The organism is Paucilactobacillus salsurae, from assembly GCF_054784995.1.
In genome coordinates this window covers 24,558-45,176 of sequence record NZ_BAAHWX010000009.1, presented here as the reverse complement: position 1 = coordinate 45,176, position 20,619 = coordinate 24,558, and the positions used below count along the sequence as shown (strand labels likewise).

The window sequence follows — 20,619 nt, the reverse complement described above, 5'->3', positions numbered from 1 at the left end:
GACATCAATCTCAGATCTTTTATTTGGTTGCTGTTTGATATTTTTGTTGTAACTGAGCCATTTCAGTTTGACTGCGACGACTCCCATTCTTTGCCCGGAGTGCCAACAGAATGGTGATCATATCAACCACTTCTTGGAACATGGCACCAACGAGTGCTGGGATCACACCCGTGGCTGCAATCAACATCAACACAATCAGAATAATGATACCCGTGATGACGTCCGTCTTGGTAATTCTCATGGTATCTTGACTAATGACTACCGCACTAGCAACCTTTGTTAGATCACCTTTCAAAATCACAGCATCAGCGGATTCACTAGCAGCAGTGGCCCCATGTTCCCCCATAGCAATGCCGACATCCGCGGCCGTCAAACTAGGCGCGTCGTTCACACCATCTCCAACCATAATACTTGGTCGGTATTCAGGATCAATTTGACGTAAAATTTTGATTTTATCAGCCGGCAGCAAATTACCATGAATCTCATTCAAATTCAGTTGACTGCCGATGGTTTCAGCGATCTTAGTCTGGTCACCCGTCAACATAATTCGGTGGGCGACCCCTAGTCTTTGCAATTCATCAATTGTTAACTTCGTTTCTGGGCGTAATTGATCCGTAAATGAAATCCAGCCGGCAAATTTACCATCGACACTCACGTAAACAGCGGTTTTTTCAAGTGGTTGAATGTCTTCGTCAGTCACAAATTTCAATTTTCCAGCTTTGATACGTTTGCCATCCACCGTTGCTTCAATACCTTGAGCAGTCACTTCTTGTAGATTCGTTACATTACTAAGTGTGTCTGCACCAACATATTGCACTAATGACCGCGCCAGAATATGCCCCGAGCGTTGTTCAGCACTGGCAGCTAGATGAATAATTTCGTCTTTTTGATAGGGTGCTTGGGCAAATATCTCATCAACTTCGAGATGACCACGTGTGAGCGTACCGGTTTTATCAAAGGCAATTGACTTGGCCTGTGCTAATTTTTCAATGGTTGTTCCTGTTTTTACGACAATCCCGTTTTTACTCGTTCGACTCATACCCGCTACCAATGCAATTGGTGCTGCGAGAATCAACGGGCATGGTGAAGCAACCACGAGCACTTCCGCAATACGAATCGGGTCACCAGAAATCAACCATGCGCCAATGGCGATGGCAATTGAAATAATGGTAAACGGAATGGCATAGCGATCCGCCATGCGCACGAAATGCGCTGGTTGGCTTTCCGAAGCTTGAACCAGTTTCACAATGGCTTGGTACTCACTATTTTCAGCAGTTTTAACGGCCGTCACCGTAACGGCCGCGTCACCGTTAACGGAGCCTGACAAGACTGTTTCACCAACTTGTTTAGTGACCGGTCGTGATTCACCAGTTAAAGAAGATTCATCAAATTCAGATAATCCGGCGACAATCTTACTATCAACCGGCACTAGTTCACCGGGCAAAATAACTAACTGTTCGCCAACCTGCACATTTTCAACAGCAGTATCTTGTTGTTTACCGTCCACGAGTCGGTGAGCGGTTTGCGGAGAATTATCCAGCAGTGATTTAAGTTCCTGTCCCGCTTTTTTACTAGCATAGTCTTCCAGGGTGTCGCCACCGGTTAACATCACTAACACCACTAAACTCGCCCAGTATTCACCAACAATTAAAGTAGCCACAATGGCTAAAATGGCCAGCAGGTCAATCCCATATTTACCTGAGCGTAGTGTTTTTACCATATCAATCAGCATCAGGATGGCCACCACGGAACCCGCAATCGTCGCCAACCACTGCGCCGCCTTAGGTAAATGGAAAACAAAGGCCAAAATTAATGCCAAAACACCCACCGTTAACGTAATCACTAACTTGGTTTTGTTTTTCATGATATCCTCCTTTAAGCCTTATTATTACTATTATTTTACCATGAATAAATCAGGGCAAGCCACTCAAATGCAGCCAAATAAAAAGGCCTCACCCAAAGTGAGACCCCTAATTTTAGTTATTTAGCTTGTTGTTTCAATTCGCGTTGCTTACCAAGTTCAGCCAAGTGCACTTCATGTGTTAAGAAGCGATGCGTCTTGGCATTATACCGATGGTCATCGCCTAATTTCACCAGATAACCGTTGATATAATCAACTTCGGTTGGGCGATAGTTATGCATATCTTGATACATTGAAGGATAATGCAGTGGCATTGCTTCTTTACTAACATACATAATGCTAGCCACTTCATCTTGCCGGGTATTAATCAATTTAACCCCGGCACGTTCACAGACGTCATATGCTTCGTCAATTAATTGTTGGGCCATTTCTTCGGCCCCATCATAAGCGGCATATTCACCCATCGTCATTTCAAACATCGTACAAATCGTATTGACCACTGAATTGAACACTACTTTGGCCAGCAGCGTTCCCATGAAATTTGTTGTGAGAGTTGGATGGAACTGGGCTTTTTCCAACTCATTAAAGAGGGCGTGCGTGAATTCATCAGGTTTTTCAGTGTAGTTCGCCATATTCATCGACCCAGCGCCTCGTTTGCCAATAAAATCAACATCCCCTGGCCCGTTCAACACGGTCGCCACAAGTGCCGTTCCGGCAATGATTTTGGCTGGTTCGAAATATTGTGCTAACTTATCGATATGCCCCATCCCGTTCATACAGGTAAACGCGTATTGATGAGGTTTGAAGAAGTGCTGACAGCGTTTCAACATGTCAGCGAGTTGCATTTGCTTCATGAAAAAGATGTAGCAATCTGGATCGCCATCATATTCTTCAGGTGTACTTATGCTAATACTCGCTAGATGCTTATCTTCATGATCACGTGAGACATATGCCCCACCTTGTTCGCGAATTTTAGCGATGTTTTGATCCCAACCATCGATAAAATCAACTTCATTACCTGCATCCTGTAATAAAATACCATAGCGTAAGCCCATGGCTCCCGCTCCAATAACTGTAAATTTCATATGTATTGCCCCCTCTAAAAACACTTGTTGAATCTATGTCATTAACAAGTTGCTTGTAATTTACTCTTGAAATTATTAAATGTCAATGAGTATTATGAGGAAATTCTAATTTTAAACACAAAAAAAGCTGGTATCATCATTGATACCAACTTACTTATAGCATTTGTTCAAAAAAGTTTAATACATCGGCAGCCACATCATCTAAATAACCTTTAGCATGCTGAGAACCTTTCAATAATCGCATTGTAAAAGGCACTTGATTTTCAGTCAATGCAGTCGCCATGTTCAACATTCCCGAAACAGGGACAAATTCACTGACTGAATTAGCTAAATACATTGGGCCTGTTTGCTTGGTAACATGCTGATCGGGCGTTGCCTCGTGGTAACGCGGAATCTCACCTTGAAAATAGTTAGTGACAAACCATTTATAAAAACTATCATTGGCCCCTGTTTGGTTGATTTGGGCACTGGCGGTATTGTCAAAATCTTGTGTTTGATCTGGTTTTGCAACAACATTTTCATGTTGCGCAAGCCAATCTTCAATATCCAAAATGCCGGATAATGACGCGCATGGAATACCATATTTGATACCAAGTTCAACTGCCATGTTACCACCGGCTGATGAACCAAACACGCCAATGTGGCGATCCTGATATTCCGGCTGTTTATTAATCCAAGCCATCAATTGATCCATGTCAGCTAATGGCGCCGGGTAATAGGCTGTCGGTGTGAGGCGATAATTCGGTACTAGTGCTTCATAACCATAATCTGCCAACGTTTTGGCCCAGTCTGCATCTTTTTGTTTGTCGCCACGAAACCAACCGCCACCATGGATGACAATAATCGTTGCTACCGGGAATCGTTTTGGCAAGTAACGATCTAATGTCAAATGGTAGGCTGAGTCGTATTCGATATTTAATGTTGTTCCAGACATCTAAAATTCACCCAATGTTTTAGTTTCTCTTAAGCATATCGATTATTCTTCAATTATACAACGTATTTGCTTATGCTTGATCATATAACTAATTATGATTGAGGAGGAAGACCATGACACTTGCGAGCCATCAAGCTTGGTTAGTTGATTTTTATCAACGTCACCACTGGTTTGATTATTCACCTTTTATCAGACTAAACTACCTCACAGAAGAAGTCGGCGAACTGTCACGTGCTATTCGCGCTTTAGAAATTGGCCGTGATCACCCGGGTGAAAAAAATGAAGCACCAGACCAATTAGAGGCTAATCTTCATGAAGAGTTGGGTGACGCACTTGATCAAATTTTGATTATGTGCAGTAAATATGATATTGACGCCGAAGAATTGTTATCACAAAGTGAAGCTAAATTACACAAACGATTTCATGAATAACAAAAAGGAGTTTCGCGATTGCGAAACTCCTTACTTATTTCAAAGATTTAATATTTGATGTTTAATAATGGTGCATGTTTAACATCTGCAATCGTTTTTGTTCCAGCTAATTGCATGATAACTTTAAGTTCATCATTCAAATGATTGAAGACGCTAGCGACACCTTGGGCACCACCGAGTGCCAAACCATAAATGGCTGGGCGACCAATAGCAACCAAATCTGCACCGGCTGCGATTGCCTTAAAGACATCTGAACCACGACGAACACCTGAATCAAAGATTACAGGAACTTGGTGGTTAACTGCCTTGGCAACATCTTCTAGGACGTCAAAGCTAGCTGGGCCACCATTTAATTGACGACCACCATGGTTTGAAACATACACGCCAGCGGCACCGGCACCAATTGCATAAAGGGCATCTTCAGCTGATTCAATTCCCTTTACAATCACTGGTAAATCAGTGTAATCAATGATGCGCTTAACATCTGCAGGACCAATCTTTTGCGCAGCTGATGCGTAAATTTCACCGATTCCTTTACCCTTACCATCGCCTTCACTGAACTTAGTCAAGTTAGCCATTGGGATTGGGAATTGGAAGTTATTGATAATATCAGCTTCACGATAACCATCAACTGTCGCGTCAACGGTTAAAATAATCGCCTTAACACCGGCTTTTTTAGCTTCGTCCAATAATGACTTGTTAAATTCCCAATCTTTACTCATGTAAAGTTGGAAAAATTGTGGGGCACCATTACCAGCTGCGGCAGTGTCCGCAATTGAAGTTGATGAATAAGTGCTTTGGGCCATCAAGCCACCAACTTCTGCGACACCTTTAGCTGTATCAACTTCTCCTTTGACGTGAGCTAAACCTTGTGCTGCGGCAGGAGCCATCATGATTGGTGTTTTCAGGTTCAAGCCAAAGACAGTCGTATCAGTTTGTGGATCTTCAATATTACTCAATGCCTTGGGCACGATTTGCTTGTGCGTGAAAGCACTGCGGTTTGCACGAAGTGTCCATTCATCTTCTGAACCGCCAGAAATATAACCAAAACCGCCAGTTGGAATAATCTTTTTTGCTTCTTCTTCCAAAGTTGGTAAGTTTAAAATTGCTAATTCTTTTTCGTTTTCGTTTTGTTCGTAACCATTTGTAATTGCCATAATGATCTACCTCCAAGTAAATTTTCTAAGATTCAACAGTGACCATTCTATTCACTTACAAAAAGTAAGTCAAATGTTTTTACCCTTTTTTTGGAAAAAATTTTATTTGCCGAAGTTTTCATCGCTCGCTAACCCTGATTTAACAACATTTATAGTTTAATTATTTTATTTTAATCGATAAATTAATAGTGTACCGGTCATAATTTTGATACAGTTAAAGTTGATTCATGGCCTAAATTATTATATATTTAGCTAAACAAGATTAACTAGTCTTACTGACTAGCTGCGTTCAATCGCAAAGGAGCTCACTATGTTTAAACTAATTACAGACTCATCGTGTGACTTACCATTAGCATTTATTGAAGCACAGGATATTTCAATCATGCCAATTGCGATTGAAATTGCGGATAAATCATTCAAAGATACTAAAGATCCTGATCAACTTTCCAAATTCTACCAACAAATTCGGGATGGCGAATTTGCGAAAACTGCCCAAGTTAACATGGGTGATTTTGTGGCCAGTTTCACCACCTACGCCAAAGAAGGTACGCCAATTCTCTACATTGGCTTTTCTTCAGGCATGAGTGGCACTGTTCAAGCAGCCCAACAAGCTAAAGACATCGTTTTAGAAAAATTTCCCGATGCGGTCATTCATATCGTTGACTCTTTAGGCGGTAGTGGTGGCTTAGGCCTGTTAGTGCAAGAGGCCGCCCTCAAACGCGCAGATAATTGGACGATTAATACGGTTTCTGAATGGCTGTTAAATCATCGCGCCAATATCTATCATCTCTTTACCCTCACTAACTTGGAATATTTAGTCCGTGGTGGTCGCTTATCTAAATCCAGTGCCTTAGTTGGTGAATTACTCAGAGTGCAACCCGTACTAGGCCTTGATTTAGCTGGTAAAATAGTCAATCTCCGCAAAATTCGTTCTCAGAAAAAGAGTTTTGCTTATATGGTAAAAACAGCACTGGAACATGTTTCGCCAACCGAACCAATCAACATGTTAATCACGACTAGCGATAGTCTCAGCATGGGTGAGTATCTAAAAGATAAAATTTTAGAAAAGCTACCTGATGCCCATATTGAAGTTGTTCATCTAGGAGCTACTCTAGTTAGTCATACCGGATTAGGGACAACTGCCCTATTTTTTGAAAGTGATGAACCTCGGATTGAAAAAGATGACCTATTAACCGCACTAAAAAAATAAAGTAAAACGAGTTGCACAATTAAGCTGCAACTCGTTTTTTATAATAATGTTGGCAACAGCGTCACGAGCGCAATAATAATGAACGTGACTTGTTGCGTTTTTTTATTGACTAAAAATTCTTGATGTTTTTCTTCATCTGATTTTTTACTGTACATATCGGCCATCACCGCAACCACTTGATCTGCCTGATTGAAATACATGGCAATTTTTAATTTTTCCTCATCCGTGTATTGCACAGGTGAACTTAACTTTTGTTGAAGTTGCAAAATGGCGCCAATTTCTTTGCGGCCCAGTTGTTCATGATTCGCAATGATGAGATTGATTTGCTGTTTAATTTGATAATCGTGGCTACCCGCTAATTGCTGTTCATCAAAATCTCTGGCCAATGTCGAAACAGTTTGTTCCCATTCAGTCAGTGTATTGCGGCTGGCAATCAATTTAGCAATTGCTTGCCCAGAAGCACTAAACCATTGTCGTTTTTGCGCCCATTTATCTGGATAAAATTCATTGAGCCGAATCATGCGATATGAAAAGAGAAATAGCATGCCAAAAATCAAAAGGAGCGCCGCATTACCAATAATGCTCCACACACTGGCAGTCAGCGATCGTTGACTCACCCAGTTTGAAAATAATGTGTACAGTAATGGCACGCCGATGAAATTTAAGCCCTGCTTCATTAACTGTCGGTTCCCTTCTCCAGTTTTATTCACTGCATCTTGCATCTGATGAAAATATTTATACAACATCCCCACCGAACCTTGATACTTGGATTCATCTTCATATTGACCCATCAACAGCTTGTAAGCCCATGCCAAAAAGGCCACGTTGATGATCAGCATAATAATTTTTCCCATTTGTGGTGAAAGCATCAGATGCAAATTCCTTTCGCATTAATATTACTAATATCGTACCACGATTTTACTAATGAGTCTCGACTATTGATTGGTATCAAGATTGACGGTATATTGGATCTATTAACTCAAAGGAGCATTTGTCATGGCTTACTCAACCTTATTGTTCGACATTGATAACACCCTGCTGGATACCACCGCTAACGAATCAGCTGCGCTGTCTAAATTAGCCATCGATTTAAACCTTACTCTAACGCCAGCAGACCTCAACTACTACCATCAACTAAACGAAAATCTTTGGGAACAGTTTGAACAACAGACCATTGATCGCAAATATTTACTTGATAATCGATTTCGCCTATTTTTTGAACATCTCGGCATGACCGTCGATGGTGTTGCCATGCAACAGCACTTTAGCCAATTTTTCAATCACGAAAGTCACATGATTACTCATGCCAATGAGTTATTAAATCAGCTACAAGCGACTCATCAACTTTACGTGATTTCAAATGGGACCAAGGTTAAACAGCTTGGCCAAATGAGTGCAGCTCATTTACAACCATACTTTAATCAAATTTTTTTGTCAGAGGATATCGGTTTTCGTAAACCTGATGAACGGTTTTTTGATTTTGTGTTTAACCAACTGCCAACCGTGCCAACTAGCGAGATGTTGGTGATCGGCGATTCGTTGACTGCCGATATTGCTGGGGCTAACCAGGCTCAACTTGATAGCGTGTGGTTTAATCCGACTGCGGCTGAAAATCACGGTGATTATCAACCCACATATGAAGTTGCAGATCTCTTAGAAATTAATCAGTTAATTAATTAGTTACCTCGTTGACTGCAGCTTGCCATATGCGCTGAATGATGGCTAAGAAAATAACGATTACTAGTGGCACCATGATGAGTACCAATCCCATTAACATTAATCCTGGCGCGTCTTCTTGTTGCACCACTGAATAAATAAACGGCAACCACAATAATGCACTCACAAACATGACTGTACAACTCCATTTAGCAGCCGCGATGGTGCCGACTGCTTTTGTGTTAAAAACACTTTGGCGATCGATTAATCTCAGCAGGCGAAATGCGAAAAATACGGCACTCAAAAAACTAATAATGACACCATAAAGTCCAATAATTAAAAGCCAGCCGACAAAACGCAAATGATGTGGCGCTGTGGTTAAGAGGCCATGAATAATCGCTGGCAGTGGAACTGCACCAACTGCAATCACACCTAAACTAATGATCAATAAAATCAATTTTAAAATTAATGAGCGGAATTTCATTAAATCACTCCCCGACTGTTTTGCCTTACTATACTGACTTCAAACTACCATGCCAATCATCTCCACCTAATATTATTCAAATTTTAACTAACAAGAGCCACCGCATAATTTTGCGGTGGCTCTTGTTTTATCAACTATTTAACACTTGCAACAAATGCATCTAAATCAGCTCGGCGACAAAGCTGATGATTACAGCGTGTGCTGTCAGTACAAATATAATTTCCTTTTTTAGTATATTGTCCTTCACTACCATGTTTGGTTGTCGTTGCAAATAGCGCCACATTTGATTCATGTTGGCAAATGGCACAAAAACCTTTCACCACTGTGGGTGACATACTGCCGTATACGCCAGCTAGTTTGTCATGTTCATCATAATAGAGAATAAATTTTCGTTGGCTACCAATATCATTCCAGCCATAGTACGTGTAGTCACGTAAATCAATCGATGCAAATTCAGGTACTTTTAATTTTTTGACCTTCCGAAAAACTTTTTCAACCTGTTTTTGACTCGGGGCCACAAACGGGATGACATTGTCTTTGAAAGTTTCAAAAAATTGATCTACTGAGCGATGCCGCAATTGCGCAGTCAATGCAAATTCACCGATTTCTTGGGCTTCGCTTTTTAAATCAGGAATCGTATCTTGAATTTTTTCGACCGCGATGGCCTGTACCGTTTCTATGGTGCGAAAATCGCTCAGTGATTGATAGCTGTGAATGAGATCATTCATAATTTCTTGCAGTTGCATAAATTGGTAAGGTTGAATTTTAGTTGTCATAGAGAATTCCTTTCATTACAAACGTGAATCATTAGAAAGAGAATTCTGTCTAGTGATTCGGTTAACGGACGTCAACCTCTGCACTAGAAGATACGAGACGTATCATTCTACCACCTCCTAAAGTGTGAATGATAACAGTATACCAGAGTATGCTTGTTTATGGATTCAAAAATACCACGAGCCATGTTATAATGAGCTCGTGGTAAAGATGTAGAGGGACAGCTTAGTTCATTTCGCTGTTACACAAAAAAGAACCGTCTGCTTGTCGAAAAGTTAGAGTCGGCTCTTTTTTTGTGTTTTTATCAACTATGCAACAGCTAATATCACTGCTGCAATCGCCTTTAGAACTGCAGCAATTCCAAACAGAATGGCTGCAAATCCAATTAACACATAAAGTAATCCTTTCGAATCTTTTTTGATATTGCATTGGCAACACCTCCAAATTCTAATCACATCACTGCCGCTCTAACATCTCTACAATAACCACCTTAACAGGCTTTAACTATGCAAAAAGCGAACAAGTCAATTTTTCATGAAACTCTAATCCATTTTTCTTCGATAACATAATTAGTTGCTTTTTTTATTAAATCAGGTAAAATAACAATAAATTACTTTACTTACAAAAAGTAAGTACAAACGGAGGATTTACTCATGGCAGATAGAAAATATCAATTCGGACTCGACACTTTTGGTGATATTGGATTTACTGATGATGGCAAACAAATGACGGGCCAAGAAACATTACGACAAGTGGTCAAAGAAGCCCACATGGCTGATGAACTTGGCATTGACCTGATTGCCCTTGGTGAACATCATCGCCCTGAATTTGCAATTAGCAGCCCAGAAACTGTGCTTGCCGCAATGTCACAAGTAACCAAAAATATTAAACTTGGTACTGCAGTGACTGTCCTTAGTAGTGACGATCCTGTTCGTGTTTTTGAACGTTTCAGTACATTACATGCCCTTTCGAACGGTCGTGAAGAAGTCATGCTTGGCCGTGGTTCATTTACTGAATCGTTCCCACTCTATGGTTATGATCTCGAAAACTATGATGCTTTATTTGAAGAAAAAATTGCCATGTGGGAAGAATTACTCAAGAAAAAACCAATGAATTGGGATGGTAAGTTCACCCAAAAACTGACCAATACACCAATTTATCCTAAATTACCAAAAGATGAAACCATTGCGACCAGCGTGGCAGTGGGTGGTTCACCTGAATCAATCATCCGCGCCGTTTACTACGACCTACCTGTCGTCATTGCGATTATCGGTGGTGAACCAACTCGTTTCCGCCCTTATGTGGACTTGTATCACAAAGCCGTTAAACAATTTGGTAAGACGGCTCACCCACTAGGCATGCATGCCCACGGTATTATCTTAGATGACGAGCAAGAAGCTATCGAAGTGGGTTGGAAGTATATTAAAGCCGAAATGGACCGCATTGGAATTGACCGTGGTTGGGCACCAATGACTCGTGATCGGTTTGAATTCGAAATTGATCAAGGTTCTTATTACGTTGGAACGCCAGAACAGGTTGCCATTAAGATTGCCAAAAGCATGAGTGCCATGGATATGCAACGCTTTGATTTAGTGTATGGAACTGGTGGTCAACTGCTTCATCAACGTGAGGCGACTATCAAAAACTACGGTGAAAAAGTTATTCCACGCGTGAAGGAATTGTTAGGAGCAGGAGGCGACAAGTAATGACAAAACAAACCATTGGCATTATTGGTGCTGGTAAATTAGGCTCAACCCTTGCTCGATTAGGCGTAAATGCTGATTTACCCATTTTAATTGGTAGCCGTCACAAAGTGGACGACTTAAAATGGGTCATCGATACTCTCGCACCCGGTGCCAGTACCTTAAGTACCGATGAAGTGATTCAAAAAGCTGATATCATCATCTTGGCCATCCCACTCAGTCATTATCAAGAGCTAGATCCAAAGGCTCTGGCAGGTAAAATTGTGCTTGATGCCACCAACTATTGGGTTGAGGTGGACGGGACTCATAATGATATTTCCAATTTCACGCATTCTTCATCAGAAGTCATGCAAGACCATCTGAAAGATAGTTTCGTTGCTAAAGCATTCAATCATATGGGCTACCATGATCTAGAAATTGAAGTTGATCGTCATCCAGACGTTCGCCGAGCAATGGCCTTTGCCACCGATCATGATGCCATTCGGCCAACCGTCAAACAAGTCATTAGTGACTTTGGCTTTGATCCGCTCGATCTTGGACCATTACGGTTTGGATTGCTACTCGAACCTGGCAGTCCACTGTTTGGCGAAGCAATTCCGCGTGATGAATTCCAAACCAAATTAGATCAGATTTATGACAGTGATTATGGTAAAAAATTAATTGCAAAACGCGGTGGTAAAATTAAATAACACTTAACTAGTCTGCCTTATATTGGTATGACTAGTTTTTTTACTTAACCCTTGGTAAAAATTAGCACAAAAACAAAAGGCACGCCTATAAAGGTGTGCCTTTTGTGTGTTTCAAACTAACTTTGCTACAAGCTAGTCGTGCTTCTTAGTTCTTGCAAGTCCCATAAAGCTCATGAAACTCATCAATCCTAATCCAATGATTGCCATACTATTGGCCTTTTCATCAGTTTGTGGCAATTTATTTGCAGTTGCCTTAGTTTGTTGAGTTCCAGTCACTTTAACTGCTTGCGTACCAGCTGGTGTTCCCGTCTTGGTTGGAACAGTAATTTGACCATTATTGGTATCGGTTGGTGTCGTCGTCCCTTCATCAGTTGGTTGACTTGGTGTGCCGTTATCGCCTTCACCATTGTCATCTGTTTCAGTAAGGATGTAATAAACATTCACCGTTTCGCCTGCTAATTGATCTGCAGAGGTTGGAGCTGGATTTTCAGCAGCTACCACCGGCGTATCAGCAGTATACCCAGAAATCGTTGGTGCTGTTACCTCGGCATAACCATCTTGTGGCGTGGCAACACTAGCATTGGTAACATCATCGGTTGAAACGTTCCAAGTAATCGTTTGAACATCTGGGTCGGTTACTTGTGCATCCGAACCCTTAACCAAGTAGTTAATAGTACGTGTCGTTGTCGTCGTTGTATGACTGATATGATGTGTCAGATGAACTTCGACATTGTTCTTCGCACTATCTGCATTCAACGTGTAGGCTACCGTACCAGCTTGACCTGTCGCCAATTCATAATTAGCTGGAACTGTCACTGTATAGGTGCCGGTCTGATCCGTTACGCCAGTGGCTGTATCCGTACTAATTGTTGCACCAGTAACATCGTCAATGTTTGTGGATCTGCGGTGTAACTAATTGTTGCACTGCTGTCCGCTGGCAATGTTGTCATTGCGGCTGGATTATCAGCTGCCACACTCGTTTGATCTGGTGTGTAGCCGGCAATCGTTGGTGCTGTAGTTGCCGCATAACCGCCTTGTGGTGTTGCAATTATGTCACCTGTCACTTGGTCAGTTGAAATGTTCCAAGTGATTTGTTGGGTGGTTGGTGTCTTCAATGCAGTTGTGGTACCTGCAAGCACGTAGTTAACTGTTTGCGTTGTTACTTGTGTGCTGTGTGTTACAGCAGGAACAACTTTAATTGTAGCTACGTTCTTAGCTGGATCAGCAGTCAATGTTTGTGTACCAGTTGTTCCTTGACCGTTTGCTAGAACATAGTTAGCAGGGACCTTATCAGCAGTGTAATTTACTACTTCATCGGTGGTCCCAGGAACTGTGTCTGTAGCCACTGTCTTACCAGTTGCCCCGTCCACATAGTTAATGGTTAAGGTTTGTGGATCAGCAGTATAGCTAATCGTTGCACTGCTATCTTCTGGCAAGGTTGTCATTGCGACTGGATTATCGGCGGCCACACTTGTTTTATCTGGCGTGTAGCCGGCAATCGTTGGTGCTGTAGTGGCTGCATAACCGCCTTGCGGTGTTGCAACCATCTCACCGGTTACTTGGTTGGTTGAAATGTTCCAAGTAATTTGTTGTGTGGTTGGATCTTGCATAGTTGTCGTTGTTCCGGCAAGAACATAGTTAACTGTTTGCGTCGTGGTTTGTGTTGTGTGTGCCACAGCAGGAACCACATGAATCGTCACGACGTTCTTGGTTGGATCAGCAGATAAGGTTTGTGTTCCAGACGTTGCTTGACCAGTAGCCAATACATAGTTAGCAGGTACTTTATCTGCCTGATAAGCTACCGTGCCATTTGTAACACCAGTTGCAGTATCTGTGCCAACGTTTGTATGAGTTGAATCATCTACGTAATTGATCGTCAATGTTTGACCATCAGCTGTGTAGTTAATTGTTTCAGTACTGTCTTTTGGCATTGTAGTACTTGGTGATGGATTATCTGCTGCAACAGTTTTCCTATCTGGTGTGTAGCCGGCAATTGTTGGTGCTGTCGTTGCCGCATAACCAGCTTGTGGTGTGGCAATGATTTCACCAGTAACCGCATTAGTGGAAATGTTCCACGTAATTGTTTGTGTCGTTGGGTCCGTCAATGCTGTGTCAGTGCCACTAACAACGTAGTTTACCGTTTGTGTTGTGTCTTGGGTGGTGTGGTTAACCACTGGGACAACATGAATGGTAACAGTATTCTTCGTTGCATCCGCACTCAATGTTTGTGTACCAGACTCTGCTTGACCAATAGCCAAAGTGTAGTTAGCTGGTACTTTGTCTGCTGTGTAGCTAACGTCTTGATCCGTTACACCGTCTACAGAATCATTACCAACCGACGTCTTGGTTGAATCGTCAACGTACGTGATGGTCAGTGTTTGTGGGTCAGCCGTGTAGTTAATCGTGGCACTAGTATTTTCTGGCAATTTGGTACTTGCAGTTGGTGTCGTTGCCGCAACACTTGTCTTGTCAGGTGTGTAGCCTGCGATAGTTGGTGCGCCAGTGGCGGCATAAGCGCCTTGTGGCGTGGCAATCACTTCACCCGTGACAGCGTTAGTTGAAATATTCCATGTGATTGTTTGCGTCGTTGGTTCATGCAAAGCATGTGTTGTGCCAGCAACTACGTAATTTACCGTTTGCGTGGTGTCTTGTGTGCTATGTTCCATAACTGGAACCACATGAATAGTAACGGTGTTCTTAGTTGCATCAGCACTTAATGTTTGCGAACCAGTTGCAGCTTGACCAATTGCTAAGACATAGTTAGCAGGAATCTTATCTGCCGTGTAATTAACTGACTCATTTGTCTTACCCGGTACTGAATCACTGGCTACTGTCGTATGCGTTGAATCATCAACGTAGGTAATCGCTAATGATTGACCATTGGCAGTATAGAAGATGGTAGCACTCGTGTCTTCTGGCAATGTAGTGCCTGCAACTAACTTATCTAATGGCACACTACCAGTTGTTGGGGTATAACCGGCAATTACTGGCGCTGTTGTTTCTGCGTACAGCCCTTGAGGTGTGGCAATGACATCCCCAGTAACAGCATTGGTCGAAATGTTCCAAGTAACGACTTGCGTTGTTTCCGCGTGTAATGGGGTTTCAGTACCCTGTAGCAGATACTTCACAGTTTGCGTCGTTGTTTTGGTAGTATGACCCACTGATGGTGCCACGTTAATGACTACCACATTCTTAGCTGGATCAGTGGTCAATGTCTTCGTACCAGTTGCTGCTTGTCCCTTTGCCAAAACATAGTTAGCTGGAACTTGATCTGCTGTATAATCAACAGGTTCATCAGTTGTCCCATCTTTTGTAGCAGTGGCAACTTGGTTACCAGTCGAAACATCGACATAGTTAATCGTCAATGTTTGTGGATCAGCTGAGTATTCGAATGTGAATTCTTGGTCTGTTGGTGCAGTCGTGTCCTCAGTAAATGTAAAGGTATGACTTGCAGGTGTGACAGAATAGCCGGCAACTTGTGTTGGTGTAACCTCAATTGACTTGTCAGTTGGTGTATAAGTGACAACGTTTGTCACTTTATCTGTATCAGTGGTCCAATTTTCAGTCTTTGAATCATCTGCAATAGCTTTATCAACTGGCAATCCCGCTGTTTTAACGGTATAGGTACTAGTTGCCGTTCCGGTTTCATGTTGATGAACCAAGTGAACGGTAATGTCATCAGAGCCATCTGTAGCAATGACATAATCGATCTTATTACTTTGTTTAGGAGCGAGGTCATAAAGCGTAGGTGGTGTTGCCGTGTAAGTGCCTTTTGTACCAATTAAGCCAGTAATCTTAGATGGTTTACCGACGACAGATTGATTATTATCATCATCCACATAGGTTACGGTGGCTGTAGCTTTACCATTTGTCAGTTCGTAGGTTACAGTATCTCCATCGAAATAGTAAACTACTGTTTGACCAAATGCAGCTGTATCATTTGGTAAACCACTATAATTAGGAACGTCCGAATTAATAATAGATTGTTGCAAACTACCATCTGCGTTAGTTGCTAGCTTATAGTCAGTTGGAATCAATGCCAGGTCAGTCGCATTGAAATCTGCTTCACTGGCAGGAAAATCAGTGGCATTCATCGTATCAACATCATCATTGTACGTCTTAGTGAGGTCAGGCAATGGAATATAAACATCGTTTCCTGAATTGTCGACATAGTGGAATTGTGCTTTAACATCTGAGGTTCCAATGATGGCTACCGAAGCTGCTTGTTTACCTACTGCTGGATTGGCTTCGTTTGCGTAGTAAATACTTTCGAGATAACCAATCTTACCAACTTGCTTTGGAAAATCATCGGTTGTCCCAGAAATCTTAATTCGACCAGTTGAATTATCAACTGGAATTGATTCAACATCGATATAAATAGAACGTACATCTGACCAATCATACCCAGCTGCAGTGAGCTCATCGGCAGTCATGTAGCCTGTCGTATCAGGGCTTGTAGCTGTACCAGTATCATCATAAAGAGAAACACTGTACAGAACCTTGGCATCTTTACTCAATGGATTGTCTGTGTTGGCAGCATTTGTAAATGATTTTGGTAGTTCAATTGGTCCATTTAATTTAAACGTATAAGTCGATCCTGAGGAATCACCAATTGTTGGTAAATTAATTACTTCAGAAGTATTCGTTGTTTCAGCAGCCAACGAATTAACCATGTTGGTGTAAAAATTAATGGTTGAATCGCCAGTCACTTGGGAGGTTCCACTTGTGACGGCTTCTGAATCTTGATTACCTTGGCCAAAATTGAAAGAGGTAGTCGATCGTACCGTTTCAATCTTCCAGTTTGGGCTGTAAACAAGGACTGCGTTAGCATCCCCATCAGTTAAAGTTAAATCTGTAACTGGTGCATTCTTAGCGCCAGTGACAATCGTTGTTTGTGGTGAATAGATGTAGTAGTAACTTGGATATGATCCAGCCACGGTATCGATTGGCGAAGCGTCCAATGCTACTCCATATACACCTGTCCCAGCGCCGGCATTCATATAAAGACCAGTACCAGAATAGTCGATTTTGACACCCTTTGCGCCGGTATCAGTCGTGTAATAACTGACTTTGACCCCGCCGGCTAAATCAGCTTCAGGTACCTTAACATAATCAACTGAGGCATATGATGGCAAAACAAAGTACATAATTGGTTCATAAACATAATTAGTTGTCTGCCCCCAATTACCAGTTTGGTTAGCCAAGTATGAGCCTGCTCCTCTACCAGGAGTCGTTTGAGAATCTTTACCCTGCAAATAACCCCGCAATTGAGCAACACCTTCCACCACTGTTTCAGTGTTAGTTGCTGTAATTGGATCATTGGCATTTTGATTACTTGGATAGTTAACGGATTGTGTGAAAATCAACTGATCGCCAACTGCAACTGCGGTTCCATCATCATAATTATCCGATAAAGTTCCAATGAGATTAAATGAGTAAACTCCAGCCCCTGGAGCTAAATAATTAGGTGTTAGAACGATGGTACGAATTGGTGAAGTTTTGCTAGATGTAAATGTGTCACCGTCAGCGACAGTGCCAGTTTCGACAGTTCCATCTGCATGTGTGACCGTGTAACTGTATTCAGTCGTCCCACGTGTATATTGACCATTTTTATTCGTATAACTATCATTCGATTTAGGTACTGTGAATCCAGTACCATCAATACCATCTGGAATATTGAAAGTAATTTGAGCATCTGTGATTTCATAGGCAGAATCCGTGTTAACAGTTACTTGATTAATGTATTGTGGCGCATCTGGTCCCGCATTTAAAATTAGTTTATCAACAGCTGTTGATGAGTTACCCTTACCACTAACAGTTGCAGTTGTTTCGGTATCTGCCTGATCAGCTGCCGCAATTTGTTCTGTCCAAACTGAATTATCGGCCGTTGTAGCTGTCATCATACCATTGGGTGCAACTTGACTGATTGTGGCACCTGATGTGGCAGTGACCGTTTGATTCGATGACGTCTGCGTAATATCATATGATCCTGCCAAATAATATGGGTTTAGATTTCCTCCGGATACACCGTTACCAGCAGGCACAGTAATAATGATATCTGCACCCTTACCTGCTTGGGTAATCGTTGTCGTTGAGCTACCCAAGCCATTCAAGTCAGTAGTTAATGACGAATTTAATACGAATGAACTTGGTACTGGAATAGTAATCACAGCACCGCCAGTATTCAACATTTTTCGAACTTGTTGACTTGGTTGCGCAAATGAATCACCGCCAACAGCAATAAAGTCAGGTGTTTCCGCGAGTGCAAATTTATAGACATAATCGGTATTTGGTAAGACTGAGCTGACAACTGATGGTGTTGGATCTCTTCGAGTTGGTGAAGTCGGAATCGTTATTGAAGGTGTATACGTTTGTGTAATTGCAAATGATCCATCTGCAACTCCGTTATAGGTACTGGTAATATAACCGACCACCGTCTTTCCAATTTGATCAGGTGATATCGTAATGTCTGCGTTATTGTTATATGAAGAGACTTTACTGGTTTGAATGTTAATTCCAACTAAATCTTGTGCAATTGTGTCCGTAATGGTAACTGTTCCATCATCATTTTTGGTAACAGTAGTTGTACCAGTTCCAGCAACCATGTTGACAGTTGAAATATATTTTAATAGATCCAAATTAGTGGGCAACGTGTAGGTAATGACATCCCCAGCTTTGACATTTGAAAATGTAACTGTGACTGTATAATCTGTTACAGCATTTCCCGAATTCAATGGTGTGGTTCCATTACCAAGAGTTGCTACGTCAGATTCAATTTTGATTTTATTGGCAGTCGTTGGTGTACCAGCAATGGCGTTCACCTCTTGTGGTTACGCAGTAACAGCATAATTGGCCGCAGCACTCGTTTTAGTTGCTGCTAATTCACTATCAGTTGGATTATTGAGTGTTGTTTTTGCCACTGATGAAGTAGCCGCTGACGAAGACGCTACAGCCGTTTGATTAGTAACAGCGCTACTATTATTTTTTGCTGAGCTAGCAACAGTTTTTAACGTCACACTCGAACTATCGGCAATGGCTGCACTCGTGGTGCTATTAGCAGTTGCATCAGCCGTCGTTGTATCAGCAAAACTAGTCAGTTGGCCACTGAAAAACAGCATTGAGCCAAACGCTAAACTAGAAATACTAGCGTAGACCCACCTTTTACCAACCTTGTACGCTTTATGATGTTCTTGCAAATTGGCCTTCACGGCCTTTTGATAATTATTCTTGCCTACCATCGGATAATGACCTCCTTATCATACCCAAACCCCATCATGACAATTTTTTTAATCAGTTGTTAGTATTGTTATGGTGACGAATCAATTAAGTGGATTAATTGTCAACCATCTGCACATATCATTGCACAAATAGCTTCATTTGTACATACTATTTTGCATAGATTAATGCCATTTAATAACTACGGAAATTTAATTAATTAAGTACAATAAAAATACGCCATAATAATCGAAACAAAAGTTCAAATTATAATGGCGTATTTAAATTATATTAAAAGTTTTAATTCATTTAGAAGTCTTAATCACTTCTTCTATTGAATCACAATTAATGATTTAATGGCTTCACGATTGGCCATTGCTTGATATGCTGCATCAATGTCATCTAATGCAAATGACTTAGTAAAGACCTTCCCTGGATGAATTTGACCATCCAAAACAGCTTTCAAAAGTTCTGTCTTATCATAAGTCGTCACTGACGCTGGGCCACCCGCAATAATCGTGTTGCTATAAAATGACTGGGTCATATCCATTTTTGGTTCATGTGGCAAGCCAACCCGACCAACAATGGCACCTGGACGACCAACACGCATAGCTGTGTCATTTGATTGTTCAGTACCAACACATTCAAGGACGGCGTCAGCACCGGCATTGTTCGTCAACGCCATGACTTTGGCAACTGCTTCATCGCCACGTTCAGTCACGATATCTGTCGCACCGAATTCCAATGCTAAGTTTTGTCGATCTTCATGACGACTCATCGCAATGATGCGCTTAGCACCACGCATTTGGGCTGCAATCACGCCGCATAAACCAACAGCACCGTCACCAACGACAACCACGGTGTCACCAGTTTTCACATTAGCCACACGTGCAGCATGGTAACCAGTGGCCATAACATCAGCCAAGCTCAATAATGAATTTAACATTTCTTCGCTGTAATCTGCTGGTTGACCAGGAATCTTAACTAAGGCCCAGTTAGCATGTTGGAAACGGACATATTCAGCTTGAATACCGTTGCTGAAGTTATCTGTATGATTCTGACAGTCACCATCAAAGCCGGCACGACAAGCCGCACAATGACCACAGCCATGTGTAAATGGCGCAATCACAAAATCACCGGGAACGACACTAGTAATTGCATCCCCTACTGATTCCACAATTCCAATCGCCTCATGACCGGTATTTTCTGAATTAGGTTCTTTGTCTTCTAAGCCACGATAAGCCCATAAATCTGAACCACACACGCAGGTGCGAACAACGTGGATAATCACATCGTCATCTGCTTGAATGGTTGGCTTTTCGATATCTTTAATGGTTACTTCACCGGGTTTTACAAATAATGTACTTTTCATTTTTTATCTACTCCTTATTTCAATACAACGTTAGATGTTTGCGACTTA

Annotated in this window: 16 protein-coding genes; 5 read left to right on the top strand and 11 right to left on the bottom strand. The window is 41.7% G+C overall.

Annotated elements, in window-relative coordinates:
• Window positions 1–19: 19 nt before the first annotated feature.
• The 3 genes from ACYVQZ_RS07785 to ACYVQZ_RS07775 all read right to left on the bottom strand — a co-directional run bounded on the left by ACYVQZ_RS07785 (window position 20) and on the right by ACYVQZ_RS07775 (window position 3,880).
• On the bottom strand, window positions 20–1,864 hold the full coding sequence (locus ACYVQZ_RS07785) for a heavy metal translocating P-type ATPase (protein WP_461240840.1): 1,845 nt from the start codon (window positions 1,862–1,864) through the stop codon (window positions 20–22).
• 116 nt (window positions 1,865–1,980) lie between these two features.
• A complete protein-coding gene (locus ACYVQZ_RS07780) occupies window positions 1,981–2,946 on the bottom strand; it encodes a ketopantoate reductase family protein (RefSeq protein WP_461240839.1) in 966 nt (321 codons plus the stop codon).
• A 154-nt stretch (window positions 2,947–3,100) separates the two neighbouring features.
• Entirely contained in the window at window positions 3,101–3,880 is a 780-nt protein-coding gene (locus ACYVQZ_RS07775; RefSeq protein WP_461240838.1) for an alpha/beta hydrolase, read from the bottom strand.
• 113 nt (window positions 3,881–3,993) lie between these two features.
• Here ACYVQZ_RS07775 and ACYVQZ_RS07770 point away from each other — a divergent pair, with 113 nt between their 5' ends.
• Entirely contained in the window at window positions 3,994–4,311 is a 318-nt protein-coding gene (locus ACYVQZ_RS07770; protein ID WP_461240837.1) for a MazG nucleotide pyrophosphohydrolase domain-containing protein, read from the top strand.
• A gap of 47 nt (window positions 4,312–4,358) precedes the next feature.
• Here the strand turns inward: ACYVQZ_RS07770 and ACYVQZ_RS07765 are convergent, their stop codons facing one another.
• A complete protein-coding gene (locus ACYVQZ_RS07765) occupies window positions 4,359–5,468 on the bottom strand; it encodes a lactate oxidase (RefSeq protein ID WP_461240836.1) in 1,110 nt (369 codons plus the stop codon).
• A 310-nt stretch (window positions 5,469–5,778) separates the two neighbouring features.
• On the opposite strand from ACYVQZ_RS07765, the gene ACYVQZ_RS07760 reads away from it, so the two are divergent.
• Window positions 5,779–6,678 carry a DegV family protein gene (locus ACYVQZ_RS07760; RefSeq protein ID WP_461240835.1) on the top strand — a complete coding sequence of 300 codons (900 nt, stop codon included), beginning with the start codon at window positions 5,779–5,781 and terminating at the stop codon, window positions 6,676–6,678.
• Window positions 6,679–6,716: 38 nt separating this feature from the next.
• On the opposite strand, the gene ACYVQZ_RS07755 is transcribed toward ACYVQZ_RS07760, so the two are convergent.
• Window positions 6,717–7,547 carry a hypothetical protein gene (locus tag ACYVQZ_RS07755; protein ID WP_461240834.1) on the bottom strand — a complete coding sequence of 277 codons (831 nt, stop codon included), beginning with the start codon at window positions 7,545–7,547 and terminating at the stop codon, window positions 6,717–6,719.
• Between the two features lie 127 nt (window positions 7,548–7,674).
• Between ACYVQZ_RS07755 and ACYVQZ_RS07750 the strand changes: the two genes are divergently transcribed.
• Window positions 7,675–8,358, top strand: coding sequence for a YjjG family noncanonical pyrimidine nucleotidase (locus tag ACYVQZ_RS07750; RefSeq protein ID WP_461240833.1), 684 nt, complete (start codon window positions 7,675–7,677; stop codon window positions 8,356–8,358).
• Here ACYVQZ_RS07750 and ACYVQZ_RS07745 read toward each other — a convergent pair.
• A complete protein-coding gene (locus ACYVQZ_RS07745) occupies window positions 8,351–8,818 on the bottom strand; it encodes a DUF2975 domain-containing protein (protein ID WP_461240832.1) in 468 nt (155 codons plus the stop codon). The two genes, ACYVQZ_RS07750 and ACYVQZ_RS07745, sit on opposite strands and share 8 nt — an antisense overlap.
• Before the next feature lie 134 nt (window positions 8,819–8,952).
• The gene (locus ACYVQZ_RS07740; protein ID WP_461240831.1) at window positions 8,953–9,594 is read right to left on the bottom strand and encodes a FusB/FusC family EF-G-binding protein; all 642 of its coding nucleotides are present in this window, start codon (window positions 9,592–9,594) and stop codon (window positions 8,953–8,955) included.
• Between the two features lie 651 nt (window positions 9,595–10,245).
• Between ACYVQZ_RS07740 and ACYVQZ_RS07735 the strand changes: the two genes are divergently transcribed.
• Together ACYVQZ_RS07735 and ACYVQZ_RS07730 are read left to right on the top strand one after the other, a co-directional pair.
• A complete protein-coding gene (locus tag ACYVQZ_RS07735; protein WP_461240830.1) occupies window positions 10,246–11,298 on the top strand; it encodes an LLM class flavin-dependent oxidoreductase in 1,053 nt (350 codons plus the stop codon).
• Window positions 11,298–11,984 (top strand): NADPH-dependent F420 reductase, encoded by a 687-nt coding sequence (locus ACYVQZ_RS07730; RefSeq protein WP_461240829.1) that lies wholly within the window; start codon window positions 11,298–11,300, stop codon window positions 11,982–11,984. The genes ACYVQZ_RS07735 and ACYVQZ_RS07730 overlap by 1 nt, the downstream gene beginning before the upstream one ends.
• 132 nt (window positions 11,985–12,116) lie before the next feature.
• Here the strand turns inward: ACYVQZ_RS07730 and ACYVQZ_RS07725 are convergent, their stop codons facing one another.
• The 4 genes from ACYVQZ_RS07725 to ACYVQZ_RS07710 form a co-directional block, all read right to left on the bottom strand.
• Window positions 12,117–12,800, bottom strand: a complete 684-nt coding sequence (locus ACYVQZ_RS07725; RefSeq protein ID WP_487247581.1) for an LPXTG cell wall anchor domain-containing protein — start codon at window positions 12,798–12,800, stop codon at window positions 12,117–12,119.
• A 23-nt stretch (window positions 12,801–12,823) separates the two neighbouring features.
• Window positions 12,824–18,805 carry a mucin-binding protein gene (locus ACYVQZ_RS07720; RefSeq protein ID WP_461240828.1) on the bottom strand — a complete coding sequence of 1,994 codons (5,982 nt, stop codon included), beginning with the start codon at window positions 18,803–18,805 and terminating at the stop codon, window positions 12,824–12,826.
• 9 nt (window positions 18,806–18,814) lie between these two features.
• On the bottom strand, window positions 18,815–19,222 hold the full coding sequence (locus tag ACYVQZ_RS07715; RefSeq protein WP_461240827.1) for a KxYKxGKxW signal peptide domain-containing protein: 408 nt from the start codon (window positions 19,220–19,222) through the stop codon (window positions 18,815–18,817).
• A 308-nt stretch (window positions 19,223–19,530) separates the two neighbouring features.
• Window positions 19,531–20,571 (bottom strand): zinc-binding dehydrogenase, encoded by a 1,041-nt coding sequence (locus tag ACYVQZ_RS07710; protein ID WP_461240826.1) that lies wholly within the window; start codon window positions 20,569–20,571, stop codon window positions 19,531–19,533.
• Window positions 20,572–20,619 lie beyond the last annotated feature (48 nt).

What these genes read in the sequence shown, in the direction of transcription:
- ACYVQZ_RS07715 (WP_461240827.1), bottom strand. Translation starts at nt 19,222, where the DNA reads ATGGTAGGCAAGAATAATTATCAAAAGGCCGTGAAGGCCAATTTGCAA.
- ACYVQZ_RS07740 (WP_461240831.1), bottom strand. Translation starts at nt 9,594, where the DNA reads ATGACAACTAAAATTCAACCTTACCAATTTATGCAACTGCAAGAAATT.
- ACYVQZ_RS07760 (WP_461240835.1), top strand. Translation starts at nt 5,779, where the DNA reads ATGTTTAAACTAATTACAGACTCATCGTGTGACTTACCATTAGCATTT.
- ACYVQZ_RS07765 (WP_461240836.1), bottom strand. Translation starts at nt 5,468, where the DNA reads ATGGCAATTACAAATGGTTACGAACAAAACGAAAACGAAAAAGAATTA.
- ACYVQZ_RS07750 (WP_461240833.1), top strand. Translation starts at nt 7,675, where the DNA reads ATGGCTTACTCAACCTTATTGTTCGACATTGATAACACCCTGCTGGAT.
- ACYVQZ_RS07775 (WP_461240838.1), bottom strand. Translation starts at nt 3,880, where the DNA reads ATGTCTGGAACAACATTAAATATCGAATACGACTCAGCCTACCATTTG.
- ACYVQZ_RS07780 (WP_461240839.1), bottom strand. Translation starts at nt 2,946, where the DNA reads ATGAAATTTACAGTTATTGGAGCGGGAGCCATGGGCTTACGCTATGGT.
- ACYVQZ_RS07785 (WP_461240840.1), bottom strand. Translation starts at nt 1,864, where the DNA reads ATGAAAAACAAAACCAAGTTAGTGATTACGTTAACGGTGGGTGTTTTG.
- ACYVQZ_RS07770 (WP_461240837.1), top strand. Translation starts at nt 3,994, where the DNA reads ATGACACTTGCGAGCCATCAAGCTTGGTTAGTTGATTTTTATCAACGT.
- ACYVQZ_RS07730 (WP_461240829.1), top strand. Translation starts at nt 11,298, where the DNA reads ATGACAAAACAAACCATTGGCATTATTGGTGCTGGTAAATTAGGCTCA.
- ACYVQZ_RS07710 (WP_461240826.1), bottom strand. Translation starts at nt 20,571, where the DNA reads ATGAAAAGTACATTATTTGTAAAACCCGGTGAAGTAACCATTAAAGAT.
- ACYVQZ_RS07735 (WP_461240830.1), top strand. Translation starts at nt 10,246, where the DNA reads ATGGCAGATAGAAAATATCAATTCGGACTCGACACTTTTGGTGATATT.
- ACYVQZ_RS07755 (WP_461240834.1), bottom strand. Translation starts at nt 7,547, where the DNA reads ATGCTTTCACCACAAATGGGAAAAATTATTATGCTGATCATCAACGTG.
- ACYVQZ_RS07745 (WP_461240832.1), bottom strand. Translation starts at nt 8,818, where the DNA reads ATGAAATTCCGCTCATTAATTTTAAAATTGATTTTATTGATCATTAGT.